Below are 15,624 nucleotides of genomic sequence, written 5' to 3'. Positions count from 1 at the left end.
TTACTCTACCTCCCTATAGGCAGCGTCTTGAACTTTGAGCTCTTCAAGAGCTTCTTTATCAATAAGAACTTCTCGAGGCTTTGATCCGTTAGCAGGGCCAACAACACCTTTTGCCTCAAGCATATCCATAATTCTACCAGCACGAGCATACCCAACAGAGAGCGCTCTTTGCAAACTAGATGTAGAACCTAGCTGAGAATCCACAATAATGCGCGCAGCTTCCCAAATAAGTGGGTCATCTGCCTGCGCCATACCGCCAACTCCCCCAACGCCATCAGCCTGTGTTGGGGTTGCAACGGTCAAGATATTGTCGTGATATTCTGCGGTACGCTGAGTACGGATGTACTTAACGGTCTCCTCGATTTCCTCGTCAGAGACCCAGCAGCCCTGAGCACGATTTGGCTTCTTGCCACGAAGTTTAACCAGCATATCGCCTTTACCCAGCAGCTGCTCAGCGCCTTTTTGGTCCAGAATAATGCGGGAGTTCAAAGAGTTATCAACTGAGAGCGCAACACGGTTATCAATGTTTGCGCGGATCAAACCAGTTACGACGTCTGCAGAAGGACGCTGTGTAGCAACTATCAGGTGAATACCTGCAGCTCGGCCAAGCTGAGCAATACGGACAATGGAAGACTCAACGTCTTTGCCCGCAACCATCATAAGGTCAGCAAGCTCGTCGATGACAATAACAAAGTATGGCATGTGCTTTGGAGGGTTCTCCATGTCAGCGTACTTATCGCCATCAACATTTCTGTTGTACGTCTTAATGTCACGCACTTTGTAGTGCTCAAATACTTTAAGGCGACGCTCCATCTCGGTGACGCCCCACTGAAGCGCACTTGCCGCCTGTCTTGGCTCGGTAACAACTGGAACATACAGGTGAGGAAGACCAGCGTAACCCGTAAACTCAACGCGCTTTGGGTCAACCATAATAAGGCGGACCTGCTCAGGAGTTGCGCGCATGAGCATAGACATGACAATGGCGTTGAGCAGGACAGACTTACCAGAACCAGTGGTGCCTGCTACCAGCAAGTGAGGAAGGCTGGCAAGGTCAACAACAATTGGCTTACCCTCAGAATCGCGACCAAAGGCACACTCAAGAGGACCACCCTTTGCAAAAGGTAGAACGTCAGCCAAGTTGACTGCCTGGGCTTTCTCGTTAGGGATCTCAATACCAACCAGAGAAGTTCCAGGAATTGGTGCAAAAATACGAACAGACTTTGCCGCAAGTGAAAGCGCAATATCGTCCTCAAGATTGGTGATCTTGTTGACGCGCTCGCCCTCGCCCATCGAAATCTTAAACGTAGTAACAGAAGGACCGGCGGTCCAGCCTACTACCTGGCTGGAGAGGCCAAACTCTTCAAGCGTAGCCTGGAGTCTCTGAGCAGTAGCTTCAAGCTCATCATCGCTTACGGCAGAAGTGGCCGAGTTCTTGTTTGTCTTCAGAATGCTAAATGGTGGCAGCTCATACGACTCATCGTCGTCACCCGGCCTCTTGAGCTGGTCTGGTGTGGCGAGAAAATCGGGCGTCGTTTTAGCCTTGCTCTTAGGTTTAGCCTGTTTTGTAGTAGGAGCAACCTCGGCTACAGCACCATCGTTTTTCTCGACAACTGCATCATCTGTCTGGTCATTCTTCTTAGGACGGAGTTTGATCTTAGCCCTATCGATGAGCGTAGTAGGAGCATCTCCTGCGTCCTCTTGCGCCTCTTCTTCCTCATAAAGACGGGCGTCACGCTTAATGACAGAAGTCTTGCGATTGCCCAGATAGGTGGTCTCCCCTTCACCGGTCTCGTCAAAGAGAGAAGACTGGTTGTTTGCGCCACGTCTACCCTGCTTCTTTGCAGGCTGTGGAGCATTTGCAGCGTAGAGCGCCTCTTCTTTTGCAAGAGCACGCTCTTCTTTACGGTAGCGATGATTCTCGCGCGCTTCATCCAGGCGGAAGCTTACGCGCTCAACCATGTCAGAAATGGAGAAGCCGCAGATAACAACACCGGCAATAATAAAGCCAACCAAAAGGACATTGCCCACCACGCGGCCAACAAAGCGCAGCAAAACCCAAGCAATACCTCCACCCACATAACCACCAGCAGCCTCTAGGACTTTTGTGCCCAAAAGCATGTCAGGAGCAGCTTCAGCACCTGGGAAGTTAAGTGAAATAAGAGCAAGGGCAGCAAGAACGTCCAGCGTTAGACCAATAGCAATACGCGTAGAGATTCCCTGATCATCACGCATAAAGAAGGTCATAGCAAAGACAAATACTGCAATGGGAAAAAGTAGCGCTCCCGTACCAAAACAGAGCTTGAGCCCATGACCCATTGCGCTGGTAATAACAGCGTTAGAAGGGACAATAATGGACAAAAACAGAGCAATTGCAACCACTGCAAGAACAACACCAATGATGTCATTCTGCAGTGGGCTCAAGCCTACTGCCTGGGCAGAAGCGGCGTTTCTAGAATTTCTTTTTGCTGCGTTTGAGGTGCGTTTAGAGGGCATTGGGCTTATACCTCCATAATGACCGGAATAACCATTGGTCGAGTACGAGTTTTGCTCCAAAGGAAGTTAGAAAGGGCGTTACGAACGCTCTTTCTCATTGCTTCAATGTTTGCGCCTTCGGACTTAGAGGCCTTCTCGATTGAATTTCTCACAAGATTCTGCGCGTCATTCATAAGCTCGTCATCGTCGGCAAATGAAACACCACGGCCAGAAATCTCAACAACACCTGGCTTAAGGTTGCGACCAACAAGGGTTACTACAGCGGTAACAATGCCGTCCTGAGAAAGACGCTGACGGTCACGAAGAACAACAGGGTTAGCGTCGGTGACAGAGAGGCCATCAACGTACACTACGCCAGACTCAACCGTCTGACCACGGGTAACCTTGCCGTTTCTCATCTCAAGTGTGTCGCCGTTATCCAGAATGAAAATACGGTTAGCAGGAACACCCATCTGCTGAGCAAGCTCTGCATGAGCACGCAGGTGAACGGCCTCACCGTGGACTGGCATGAAGTTCTTTGGACGAGCCATACCAAGCATAAGCTTAAGCTCTTCCTGGCTACCATGGCCAGAAACATGGACAAGTGCCTTTGACTTGTCGTAAATCTCGCAACCAATCTTAGAAAGCGCGTTGATGATGGACTGAACGCTCTTCTCGTTACCTGGAACAGGAGTTGCAGAGATGATTACGGTGTCCTGAGGACGAATGGAAAGCGACTTGTGCTCTCCGTTTGCCATGCGTGCCAAAGCACTAAGAGGCTCTCCCTGGGAACCGGTGCAGAGAACAACAATGCGATCATCTGCGAGTTTATCAACATCGTACGCATCAATGATGTCTTTATCGGCAATGTTGAGGTAACCAAGCTCACGCGCAACCTTGGTGTTGGTAATCATAGAGCGACCAGTAACAACAACCTTACGCTTTACCGCAACAGAGGCATCGCACACCTGCTGTAGGCGGTGAATGTGGCTTGAGAATGACGCAACAAAGACGCGACCAGTTGCATTCTTGATGATGTGACGAAGCGCCGCACCAACAGAAGCCTCGGATGGAGTCATACCAGGACGATTAGCGTTGGTGGAGTCAGACAGCAGCAGGTCGAGGCCATCGGAGCCAAACTTGGTGATAGCCGCATAATTTGGACGCACACCATCAATTGGAGTCTGATCAAGCTTAAAGTCACCAGAGTGAATAAGCGTTCCTGCAGGAGTCTTCATGTGAATACCAAAAGCAGCAGGAATAGAGTGGGTCATCGAGAAGAACGTGATGTCAAAGGCGCCAAGCTGGACCTTTGAGCCATCAGTAACCTCACGAAGCTTGGTGCCCACAATCTTGTGCTCAGCAAGCTTGCCTTCAATAAAGCCAAGCGAAAGCTTACTGGAATAGATTGGCACCTTACGAGTAAGGTCCATAAGCAGGTACGGAAGAGCACCAATGTGATCCTCGTGACCGTGGGTAATCAAAATACCGCGAAGCTTATCTTCATTTTCAAGTACATAGGTGTAGTCTGGCAAAACTAGGTCAATACCAGGCTGTTCGTCATCTGGGAACATTAAACCAGCATCAACAAGCACCATATCATTACCGTATTCAAAAACGGTCATGTTCTTGCCAATGCCATCAAGTCCGCCCATAGGAATGACTTTAAGAGCTGGGTCTTTCTTAGGCATTAAAACGCTTTCCTTTCAAATAACTTTCTATAACAGACGCAACCCCAAAGGGCCGTCTCTAAGACTTTTTGCAAAATCTACATGTTGTTTAATTATATAAAAAATCTGCACGTATTACGCTATATATTCCCAAAGAATCAAAATCTCAACAGAATAACAAGAGAGCTCCGACATGCATCGAAGCTCTCTTCAATACCTCATGTTTTATAAGACCTCGCGTGGCGAGAAACCCATTGAGTTTGAGCGTGCCTTATGCGTCGTGGTGACGACGTGGCTGCCTGCGCTCAGAGTTGCCGTTGTCGTTCTGACGACGTGGACGGCGCTCCTCGCGGTCCTTCTTTGGAGCACCCTGTGGTGCCTCTGGCTTATCGAGACGGTCAAGAGAAATCTTGCCCTTCTCGTCTACCTCAAGGACCTGAACCTTAACCTCGTCACCAACAGCCAGGACATCCTCGATCTTCTCGACACGTCCCTGTGCAACGCGGGAAATATGAAGCAGACCGTCCTTGCCAGGAAGGAGCTCAACAAAAGCGCCGAATGGCTGAAGACCAACAACGCGACCAGTGTACTCCTCGCCTACCTCTGGAACCTTAACAATAGCCTTGATGCGCTCTGCAGCAGCCTCGGCAGCACCGTTAGTACCAGCGATAAAGACGGTGCCATCCTCCTGGATGTCAACGGTTGCGCCCGTATCCTCCTGGATACCGCGGATAACCTTGCCACCAGAGCCAATGACGTCGCGAATCTTATCGGTTGGAATGGAAAGCGAGATGATCTGTGGAGCGGTCTCTTTGGTCTCAGTACGAGGTGCAGGAATCTGCTCGAGCATCTTGTTCAGAATGAACATACGGCCCTCTTGAGCCTGGAGAAGTGCGCTGCGCAGAATCTCTGGAGTAAGACCAGTTGCCTTGTTGTCCATCTGCATTGCAGTAATACCCTTGGTGGTACCGCAGACCTTGAAGTCCATGTCACCAAGGAAGTCCTCTAGACCCTGGATATCGGTAAGAACAACAGTCTTGCCGTTCTCCTGGATAAGACCCATTGCGACACCAGAGACAGGACGCTTCAGAGGAACGCCTGCATCCATAAGGGAAAGCGTAGATCCGCAGGTAGAAGCCATGGAAGAAGAACCATTGGACTCCATTACCTCAGAAACAACGCGGATGGTGTAAGGGAACTCTTCCTCAGAAGGAATAACAGGCAGAAGTGCGCGCTCTGCAAGAGCTCCGTGACCAATCTCACGACGTTTAGGGCTACCCATACGGCCAGTCTCGCCGGTGCAGAATGGTGGGAAGTTGTAGTGGTGAATGTAGCGCTTGCCGTCCATTGGCTCAATGGTGTCAAGACGCTGCCACTCGTTGAGCATGCCAAGCGTACAAATGGAGAGAACCTGAGTCTGGCCACGCTGGAAAAGACCAGAACCGTGAACAAGTGGCAGGTAGTCAGGCTTAACCATGATTGGACGAATCTCGTTAGCTACACGGCCATCAACACGCTCACCGGTCTCAACAACCATGACGCGCATAGCGTGCTTCTCAAGACCCTTGAGCTCAACCGCAATAGCGCGGCTCCAAAGCTCCTGCTCCTCCTCGGTGAACTGAGCCTTAATCTCGTCCATCAGGTCAGCAACCTTCTGCATACGGGACTGCTTGTCAGCGTCCTTAAGAGCAGCACTCATCTGGTCATAGTAAGCAAAGATGCGGTCGTGGACCTCAGCAATTGGCTCGTCAAGGATGTACTCACGCTTAACGATAGGACCGTTAACCTCTTCCCACTTAGCAATAAACTTCTTCTGCTCCTCGCAAAATGCTGCAATTGCTTCCTGACCAAATGCCATAGCAGAGAGCATGTCCTCTTCGGAAATCTCATCTGCGCCAGCCTCAAGCATGGAAATAAAGGTGGAAGAACCGCCAAGCTCAAGGTCAAGGTCAGAATGATCGCGCTCTTCATAGGTTGGGTTAACCAGGAACTCGCCGGTATCGGCGTTGCGGCCAATACGAACGCACGCAAGTGGGCCCTCAAATGGAACGCCACCAACGGCCAGAGCAGCTGATGCACCCATGACAGAGATGGTATCAACAGCATTTACCTGATCGGCAACAAGAGAAGTTGCAACAATCTGAACCTCATTGCGGAAGCCATCTGGGAAGGATGGGCGCAGAGGACGGTCAATCATACGAGCAGTAAGGGTTGCCTTCTCGGATGGACGAGCCTCACGCTTGAGGTATCCACCAGGAACACGACCAACTGCGTACATTTTCTCAATAAAATCAACAGTCAGTGGGAAGAAGTCGTAATCTTTGCGCTCCTTGGAAACCACTGCAGTGAGAAGTACGGTGGAATCGCCGCACTTAACGATACAGGCACCTGTTGCCTGCTTTGCGAGCTCACCGGCCTCAAGGGTGTAGTGCTTACCATAGAGGTCAAATTCGTGAGTTACTTTAGTCATTTCTTTCCTCTTCTATCTCCGTTTGCCCCATTGCAAACGGGCCTCAAACATAAAGGGCGCCAGACGGCGCCCTAAAAAGCCAACTTACTGGATGTTGTCGCGGATACCCAGGGAAGCAATAAGAGTACGGTACTCTTCAATGTCGTTCGACTTGATGTAAGAAAGAAGACGACGACGCTTACCAACGAGCATCAGAAGACCACGACGAGTGTGGAAGTCCTTCTGGTGGGACTTCATGTGGTCGGTGAGCTGACGAATACGCTCAGTAAGAAGAGCAACCTGAACCTGTGCGGAACCGGAGTCCTTCTCGTCCTTGCCGTACTGCTTGATGAGCTCAGCCTTACGATCCTTAGTTACTGCCATAATAAACCGCCTTTCGCGTTGAATACTCCTTGTACTGAGAAGGTAGCCGGCAGTGACTAGCCCCTAAGAACAAGGAAATAACCTACAAGAGGATACCAGTTACTGGTGAACTTTGCTAGTAAAAATACACTTCAGCTAGATACTGAGCAAAAATTCAAATGCCTTCAGACGTGCTTCAAGGTGTGTAGCCGCCCAAATATGCGCACTGGTGAGCAAAAAGAGCGCAGTTTCTGGAGCAATTTCTGCAATAACAAGCTGGTCAAAGGTAAGTTTTAGAAGCGATGACAACCACGAGAGCTCAAGTGGAGTTACCTCAATGGCGCCCTCAATCTCATGCGCACAACTTCCACACAACGCACCACCAGCAGCTGGCGAGAAGTACGTCAGAGCTTCATCTCCACAGGCAATGCACGATTCCAGCTCTGGGCGCCAGCCTTCGTGTGCCAAGACCTTAAACACATAAGCAGCAACAACAAGATCTAAGTGTTTCTCGTCATCTACTTCTTCACAAGCTCTGAGAGCGCGAGAAAGCAGCGGATAGAGAAACGCGTCCTCAATGCCATCAATGCACGAAAGGCGTGCAACTTCGCAGATAGCTGACGCGGCTGCTACCTTAGAGAGATCTCCGCGAAGTGTGGCATGCGGCTCAAGCAAGGTTGCCTCGGACAGGATATCAAGCGAGCGACCTTCTGCCAGCAACACGTCTAGCTCGCAAAACAGTTCAACACGAGCAGCAAAGCGACCGCCTGGCTTTCTGGCACCCTTTGCGACAGCTCGTCGTTCTTCTCCCGAATCAGAAAGCATGGTTAAGATGAGGTCTTGCTCGGCAAGTTTTGTTCTATCAAGCACAATAGCTTTAAGACGCGTGGTCTTTCTACCAGGCACAACTAATCCTCAGTTGAGTAGCCTAAGCGCTTAATCTCGTTGGCATCACGCCTCCAGAGAGGCTGAACGCGAACCTGAAGGTCAAGGTAAACCTTGCGACCAAACAGTTTTTCCAGGTCTTTTCTAGCCTCGACGCCAACGCGCTTAATCATGGAACCACCCTGGCCGACAACAATACCCTTTTGTCCTTCTCGCTCAACCAAAATGGTGGCAGAAATGGATAAGTGACCGTCAGTTGCTACCTCATACGAATCGCAGACAACGGCAACAGAATGAGGAACTTCCTGACGAAGGCTGAGCAATAACTTCTCGCGGACAAACTCTGCCACCAGGTCTTCTGGCAAGGCATCAGTCTCCATATCCTCTGGAAACCACATAGGACCCTCGGGAAGATGCTCAGAAACAAGCGAAATAAATGCCTGAATATTAAAGTCTTCCGGAGCAGAAACAACAAGCACGTCATCAAAGTGAGCAAGAGCTTGTGCAGCCTCAAGCTGCTCCGACACCTGCTCTGGCGTTGCAATATCTGCCTTAGTAATAACCAGCAGCTTAAAGGCGGCGTGCGCCTGCTCAACATGATTGGCAACCCACTCATCACCACGGCCAACGGGCTTAGTGGCGTCAATCAAAAAAGCAATTACGTCAGCGTCGTTGAGTTCTCCCAGCGCGGCCTTATTGAGCTCTTTTCCAAGAGCATCTTTAGGCTTGTGAAGGCCTGGAGTATCTACAATGACAAGCTGGGAGTTATCTCCGTTTATCACTGCTCTAAAGCGACGACGCGTAGTCTGGGCAACAGGGCTTGCGATAGCCACTTTCTGGCCCATGCAAGCGTTTAACAGCGTGGACTTACCAACACTAGGACGACCAACTAAAGCAACAAAGCCGCTCCTAAAGGGAGTGGTCTCAGATGTAGTGTTTTCAGAAACTGAATTGGCGGTCATATGTCCTCCAACTTACCAATGAAAAATTGCACGCGAGAAGATCAAAAGTCCTATAAGGGCTGCGGTAATACTAATGCAGCATGATGCAGCTGCCGCAATATCTTTAGCTTTACCAGCCATGGGGTGAAACTCTGGAGAAACCAGATCTACCACGGTTTCTATTGCTGTATTGAGAAGTTCTGTGGTTAAAACCGCACCAATACAAGCAAGAACAAGTGCCCAGCTCACAGCATCTAAACCAACAAACAATCCCACCACCACGGTTACTGCAGCAGCAACGGCCATACGACGCAAGTTTGCTTCCTGAGCAAATGCTTGGCGAGCGCCCTGTAGTGCAAAGAGAAGGCCGCGCTTAAAGCTTGGATGTCTGCCTTTAGATCCCGGAATCATTACTCGTCAATCCCCTCACGGTGGCGAGTCAATACAACTGGCTCAATAGTCCTATCCGTTGAAAGCAGAGCAACAAGAGCGTCCTCACGAGCTTCCATAATCTCTGCCTCATCATCTTCAATATGGTCATATCCAAGCAGGTGAAGCATGGCATGAACAAGCATAAGCCTAAACTCGTCCGCCTCCGTAGTGCCATATTCTTTTGCCTGGCGAGCAATAAAATGAGGAGCCAGAATAATATCGCCCAACTCACACATCTCACCAGGAGCCAAATCTGGATCATCAGGGCGCTCTACCTCAAGTGAAATAACGTCAGTAGGTGCATTTTTTTCTCGCCACTCAAGGTTTACCTGCTGAATCTCTGCATCACTGACTACAGAAATGGACACGGCACAAGGGCGCTCTACACCCTCTTCAGAGAGTACGAGGTTGCAATCGGCTTCAATCTCTTCTACAGAAATTGGGCACTCGACGCCTTCTTCGATCACAATGTCGTACTCGTTATCCACGTTACTCCCCTAGCTGTTTCTTCTCATACGCAGTGTATGCATCAACTATCTTACCAACCAACGTGTGGCGAACAATATCATTTCTATCTAAATCAACAAAAGCAACGTCTTCCAGGTTACCCAACACCTGTCGAGCAACGTCCAGACCACTTCTTCCCACAAGGTCTCGCTGCGTTGCATCACCGGTAATAACAAATTTTGACGAGAAACCCAGGCGAGTCAGAAACATTTTCATCTGCTCAGGCGTGGTATTTTGTGCCTCATCCAAAATGACAAATGCATCGTTCATGGTACGACCACGCATAAATGCAAGCGGAGCAATCTCAACAATTCCCTGTTCAATAAGGTTATTTGCGTACTCCATGGAGGTCATATCAAAGAGTGCGTCGTAGAGTGGCCTAATGTAGGGATCAAGCTTTTCTTGAAGTGTTCCCGGGAGAAAACCAAGAGACTCTCCCGCCTCTACAACAGGTCTTACCAGCACAATTCTGCTGATTTGCTGAGATGTTAAAGCAGCAAGTGCCATAGCCACTGCCAGGTAGGTTTTACCAGTTCCCGCAGGACCAATACCAAAGGTAATAGAGTTGTTTGCTATTGCCTTTGTATACTCAATTTGACCTTGTGTTTTAGGCTGAATAGCTTTTCCCTTATGGGTTACAAACAGTGTTCGTGTGCCTGTTTGCTCTAAGCTGGCGTTTCTTTTTGTGCTATCAAGCAGAAGCTTTACATCTTCCAGCGTTGGCCTAGATCCTGATTCAACCATTTGAATCAGGTGAGAAAAAATGAGCGTTAATTGCTCAATTTCTTGAGAAGTTCCCGACAAAAAGATGGCTTTACCTCTGACTGAAATAAGAGCCGCACATGACGCTTCAATTTCTCTGAGCAAACTATCAGCAGGACCTGTCAGATACAGAGGGTCCACTGAATCAGGAATAGTTAAGCGAATCTGTGTTGGCTCCATGTTCCCCCAATTTATAAACGAGTAGCTTTTAGTGTTCCATTAGGTAAAACTTCATCAAAGCGCATAGCGATAAGTTCATCAAGTTCAATAGTAGGATCAACCTGGACATCAAAAAGACCGCCAGAAATTCCCCTACCAGGATACTGTACCACCACATTATCGCAGGTACCAACAAGCTTCTTAGCAGCATCAAAGCGCATAGCATTACCCAGATCACGCATTTTCTTGGCGCGTTCAGCCATCACCTTTGGATCTACCTGATTTGGAGCGGTAGCCGCAGGAGTTCCAGGTCGCTTGGAGTACCTAAATACGTGCATCTTTGAAAAGCCCATCTGACGACAAAACTCAAACGACTCTTCAAATTCTTTATCAGTTTCTCCAGGAAAACCAACGATAAGATCCGTTCCTAAAGCAATGGTTGGCAGTACCGAACGTGCTTCCTCAACAGCCTTGCGATAAAGCTCTGTCCTATACACCCTGCCCATACGAGCAAGCGTAGCGTCACATCCGGACTGAAGGCAGATGTGCAAGAAAGGTGCAATTCTTCCATTGGAGGCAGCAATTACCTCTACCAAACGAGCATTTACATCTGGTGGCTCAAGAGAAGAAAGCCTCAAGCGGCCAACCTCGGTTTTTTCAAGCACATACTCGAGAAGATCAGGAAGACGTAGAATTCTTCCACCTTCATCCTCAAGTTGAGCCTTATAACTGCCAAGGTTGATTCCCGTAAGAACAACCTCTTGAGCTCCTCTGCTCATAGCATCTTTTACCTGCAAAACAACTTCACGAGGATCAAGGGACTTACCTGCGCCACGTGCCTTCCACACAATGCAGAAGGTGCACCGATTATCGCAACCGTCTTGAATTTTGATGCCAGGACGCGTGCGGCCTGTTGGAGTAGGCTTGGAGATGACAAGTCCATCATCGCTCACGGATTCTGGTGCAAAACCTAGCTCTTCAAGAACCCTATCTGCAACTTTGTCCTTCTCGGCTTCTACAACAACATTAGGAGCAAGAGAGGCAAGTTCATCAGCAAAAAGACTTGCAACACAACCCGTTGCTACTACAAGAGGGGCTCCTGGCATAAGCGCTGCTTTACGCACAGCTTTTCTCGTCTTAGCTTCTGCTTCTGCGGTAACAGCGCATGTGTTGATAACAATTGCCTGAGCTTCATCTTCTTCAACAATGCGACATCCCATGCGAAGCAGAGAATCCGCCATTAAATCAAGCTCAACGCGATTTACCCTACATCCAAGATTTATGAGCGCAATACCATGAGCCATTAGCGCCTCTTCTTGGAAGTCTTTTTGGCGTTCTTATGTTTGTGATCTGAAGAATCTCTGCCTTCAGATTGAGCGGCGTGTGACTCATCTTGAGTGTCTTGAACACTACTTTGTTTACGCTCATCAATAAGTGAGGTGAGTGTGTCTAACTGATCTTTGGTCAGTCCTGTTGAAGTCTCAATGTGAACCAGAACGTAAAGGTTACCACGAGCCTTAGTATGTAAACGAGGCATGCCTTTACCAGCCACGCTTAGCTGCTGGCCATACTTACAACCTGCAGGTATAGAAATTTCAATAGTTTCATCTTTGATAATGCCGTCAATGGTAACGGTAGTACCAACAATTGCCTCAAGAGAATCTACACTAACTGAAGTAAAGAGATCGTCTCCCCTGCGCTCAAAGTCTTTATGCTGGGAAACCTCAATAGTTACGATGAGGTCACCAGAGGTATCACCCCTGACACCAGCCTCGCCCTTGCCGATAATAGAAATTGACTGGCCAGAATGAACGCCTGCAGGAATTTCAACAGAAACACGCTCATGGTCAGGAGTTCTTCCTTGGCCACCACAGGTCTCACAGGCATGTTCTACTTTTTTGCCTGTTCCTTGGCACTCTGGACATACTGTCTGAGACTGCATCTGACCAAAGACGGTATTTTGAACCTGAACTACCGTGCCCGTGCCATGACAACGTGGACAGTCTTCAATTTTTCCACCCTCACCAAGGCCGGTGCCATTACAGTCATCACAGGTAGAAAGTCTGTTATACGAGATAGTTTTTGTGACACCCGCAGCAGCCTCTTCCAAAGTGATAGAGAGTCTAATTCCCATATCACTACCACGAGTATGCTGAGCAGCGCCGCGACCACCATGGCCGCCGCCAAAGAAGGAGTCAAAGATATCTCCAAAGCCGCCAAAACCACCGCCAAAGATATCTGACATATCCACATAGCCGCCACCAAAACCGGATGGACCATTAGGATCACCATAACGGTCATAGTTGGCACGTTTTTGCTCATCTGACAGCACAGAATAAGCTTCGTTTACCTCTTTAAACTTCTCTTCTGCATGAGGATCATCAGAAACATCAGGGTGCAGCTTTCTTGCCAGCTTTAGAAAAGCTCGCTTGATTGTTTTTTGGTCTGCATCACGAGCAACACCTAAGAGCTCGTAGAAGTCTTTCTTCTCTGCCACGCTTACTAACTCTCCCCTTGTAAAACCTAAAACTTAAATTCCCATATAGCCGACATGGCCTAATCCGGCCGTACAAGCATACAAAGTCATAATAATAATTGAGTAGAAGGCACCGTTGATAATTCCCGAAACAAAGGCATTTGCAAAGCTTCTCCACCAGCCAGCATTCATCTTGACGCCATCTGCAAGAACATTTCTTATGCCAAATATCAAAAGCGGAATCAACACAATGGCAAATAGTGGTGAGCGTAAATTAAGCGCCACAAACACAAGAAGCATTGCAGTTATACCTGTGATACGAGCTCCCGCGCGTTGGCGGAACGTCAACTGCTCTGAAGGAACCTTAATATTTACGATAAAATCACCAGTTGCAGAACAATTAGTTCCTGCATTTCCCATTTTAGGTACTCTGATCTGGTCACCATCATGTGAATTAGCTGGTACATCAACCATAATTTCGCTTGCAGACAAAACACGTCCAGAACCACCACAAACGTCACAGGGGTCCTGTACAACGTGTCCAGCGCCTTCACACTCTGGACAGTCAACTCTAAACTTGCCTACTCCAAAAATGGAAGAAAGATCAATGTCAATATGGCCCGTTCCGTGGCAGGTAGGACAGGTAGTTGCCTCAGCTTTATGCTGAGATCCCTTACCAGCACAAGCATCACAAGTAACAAAGCGCTGATACGTAATGCCTTTCTTAACGCCATTTTTAGCGTCTGTATCATTCAGCGTTAAGTCGTAGACAATATCTGCACCAGTCTGAGGCTTGTATGCACGAGAGCGCTTTTGAGATCCAGTGGTCCAATTATTAAAGTTGATATCACCAAACGGGAAGCCACCCTCAAAAGGAGAACCTCCATAGGCAGATCCACCGGGATAACCAGAAGGACCATAGCCGCCGCCATAGAAAGAGCCACTTCTCATTGCGTCATAACGACGGCGTTTCTCGGCATCTGACAGAACAGCATATGCCTCAGAAACCTCTTTAAAACGCTCTTCAGCATCGGGCTCTTTATTGATGTCTGGATGAAGCTTACGAGCTTTAGTTTGAAAAGCTTTTCTAATTTCTTCAGCTGTCGCGGACTCAGAAACACCAAGGATGGCGTAGTAGTCCTTTTCGTTCATAGCAGCCATGAAATCTCTCCGATTCAACCCATATCAAAATCTGCATCACGAGAACGATTGAAAGTGTACCCACTTGTTTTGAACTTAATGCAGTACAAACGCGTTACAAACGTAAATCCCAAAGACGTCCATAGAGCTCGTTGCCAAGCAGCCAGCCCTTCTCGGTAGGCTTATATGAAGTTCCAGTCCTAGAATTTGCCGCATCAACGTGAACTAACAGCCCATCTCGCACACACGCATCAAACACATCATGTAGACGCGCTACGCCAAATACCTGCTCAGACTCATCCAAAAGTGCAGGCGAAATTGGCTCCATAAGACGAGCATGCAGCATCAAATCTTCTGCCACAGCTTCTTTTTGAGTCATAAATTCAACATCAAACTCTGTCGAGAAAAGCGATGCACCTTCGGCAATTTTTCTTGGAGCATCAAGGACCACCAGTCGCGCACGTACGGCATTTTGCGGACGCTTTGGCAAAGAGATGTTGACCTTGGCAAGTACATCATACTCAGCTGCAGTCAGCATGCTTGCAGCGCTCGTGCCAAGCCCAAGGTACGACTCGCCTGTCCAGTACATCTTATTGTGCTTACAGCTCTTCTGATTGCGAGCATAACTTGCTACCTCGTAGCGTTCAAACCCTGCCGCTTGAAGCGCCTTTGTGGCCGCCTGCATTCGATCTGCTTGCACGTCGTAGGTGTTCCATGGAGTATCTTTATCCTGGGTTTGCTTAGCCAGCGCCGTGCCTTCTTCAATAGTTAGCGGATAGATGCTCACATGATTTATGCCAAGCGAGATAAATCTTGAGAGCGAAAACTCCCAAGAACTCTCTGTTTGCTCAGGAATTGCACACATAAGATCAACCGACACGTCATAGTCATGCTCTTTTGCAGCAAGTACTCTGTCGTAAGCCAGGTCGGCCGAGTGAATTCTGCCCAGCTTCTTGAGCTCGTTATCGTTAAAACTTTGAACTCCCAAAGAAATTCGTGTTACCCCGCCCGTAGCAAGACTGGCGAGAAGATCGTCAGACAGTGAGTCTGGATTTGCTTCAATACTGAACTCAGTAGGCTGCGTAAGAGACAAGACGTGCTGCGCCAAATCCACTGCATCTTGACCAAGCAAGCTCGGCGTTCCACCGCCCATATAGACCGTTTTAGTAGCAGCTAACAACCCAAGCTGAGCGGCTTCATCTAGCTGATGTTTTAGTGCTTTTACGTAATCTTTCATGCGATTATCGTCTTGTCTTGTGGACCAAGAAGAAAAATCGCAATAGAAGCATTTTTGTGCGCAAAACGGAATATGCAGGTAAAGTGCAGGAGTGGCCGTTTGGTTGTATTTAGACTGCCAGGAATCCACAA

General features: G+C 48.6%; 13 protein-coding genes. All 13 read right to left on the bottom strand.

All coding sequences use genetic code 11. The features are described 5' to 3' along the window. Nucleotides 1-2,493 (bottom strand): FtsK/SpoIIIE family DNA translocase, encoded by a 2,493-nt coding sequence (locus ACO5GU_RS02390; protein WP_484929929.1) that lies wholly within the window; start codon nt 2,491-2,493, stop codon nt 1-3. Between the two features lie 5 nt (nt 2,494-2,498). Beyond that, the gene (locus ACO5GU_RS02385; protein ID WP_484859425.1) at nt 2,499-4,163 is read right to left on the bottom strand and encodes a ribonuclease J; all 1,665 of its coding nucleotides are present in this window, start codon (nt 4,161-4,163) and stop codon (nt 2,499-2,501) included. A 250-nt stretch (nt 4,164-4,413) separates the two neighbouring features. Next, nucleotides 4,414-6,612 (bottom strand): polyribonucleotide nucleotidyltransferase, encoded by a 2,199-nt coding sequence (locus ACO5GU_RS02380; RefSeq protein WP_484859427.1) that lies wholly within the window; start codon nt 6,610-6,612, stop codon nt 4,414-4,416. Nucleotides 6,613-6,696: 84 nt separating this feature from the next. Beyond that, entirely contained in the window at nt 6,697-6,975 is a 279-nt protein-coding gene (gene rpsO, locus ACO5GU_RS02375) for a 30S ribosomal protein S15 (RefSeq protein WP_035427641.1), read from the bottom strand. 135 nt (nt 6,976-7,110) lie between these two features. Beyond that, nucleotides 7,111-7,860 (bottom strand): DNA repair protein RecO, encoded by a 750-nt coding sequence (gene recO / locus ACO5GU_RS02370; RefSeq protein ID WP_484810395.1) that lies wholly within the window; start codon nt 7,858-7,860, stop codon nt 7,111-7,113. Between the two features lie 2 nt (nt 7,861-7,862). Continuing rightward, nucleotides 7,863-8,801 carry a GTPase Era gene (gene era, locus ACO5GU_RS02365; protein ID WP_484929926.1) on the bottom strand — a complete coding sequence of 313 codons (939 nt, stop codon included), beginning with the start codon at nt 8,799-8,801 and terminating at the stop codon, nt 7,863-7,865. A 12-nt stretch (nt 8,802-8,813) separates the two neighbouring features. Further along, entirely contained in the window at nt 8,814-9,191 is a 378-nt protein-coding gene (locus ACO5GU_RS02360; protein ID WP_035437217.1) for a diacylglycerol kinase family protein, read from the bottom strand. Beyond that, nucleotides 9,191-9,700, bottom strand: coding sequence for an rRNA maturation RNase YbeY (ybeY, locus tag ACO5GU_RS02355; protein WP_484929924.1), 510 nt, complete (start codon nt 9,698-9,700; stop codon nt 9,191-9,193). Before ybeY ends, ACO5GU_RS02360 begins: the two co-directional genes overlap by 1 nt. A gap of 1 nt (nt 9,701) precedes the next feature. Then, on the bottom strand, nt 9,702-10,661 hold the full coding sequence (locus tag ACO5GU_RS02350; protein ID WP_484848503.1) for a PhoH family protein: 960 nt from the start codon (nt 10,659-10,661) through the stop codon (nt 9,702-9,704). 11 nt (nt 10,662-10,672) lie between these two features. Beyond that, entirely contained in the window at nt 10,673-11,944 is a 1,272-nt protein-coding gene (locus ACO5GU_RS02345; protein ID WP_484913700.1) for a MiaB/RimO family radical SAM methylthiotransferase, read from the bottom strand. Then, on the bottom strand, nt 11,944-13,137 hold the full coding sequence (dnaJ, locus tag ACO5GU_RS02340) for a molecular chaperone DnaJ (protein ID WP_484929922.1): 1,194 nt from the start codon (nt 13,135-13,137) through the stop codon (nt 11,944-11,946). The genes ACO5GU_RS02345 and dnaJ overlap by 1 nt, the downstream gene beginning before the upstream one ends. A gap of 33 nt (nt 13,138-13,170) precedes the next feature. Continuing rightward, entirely contained in the window at nt 13,171-14,277 is a 1,107-nt protein-coding gene (locus ACO5GU_RS02335; protein ID WP_484929920.1) for a DnaJ domain-containing protein, read from the bottom strand. Between the two features lie 94 nt (nt 14,278-14,371). Continuing rightward, nucleotides 14,372-15,622 (bottom strand): radical SAM family heme chaperone HemW, encoded by a 1,251-nt coding sequence (hemW, locus tag ACO5GU_RS02330; protein ID WP_484929918.1) that lies wholly within the window; start codon nt 15,620-15,622, stop codon nt 14,372-14,374. Nucleotides 15,623-15,624 lie beyond the last annotated feature (2 nt).

This window comes from Lancefieldella sp., assembly GCF_057237245.1.
This window is presented reverse-complemented; position numbering and strand designations above follow the sequence as displayed.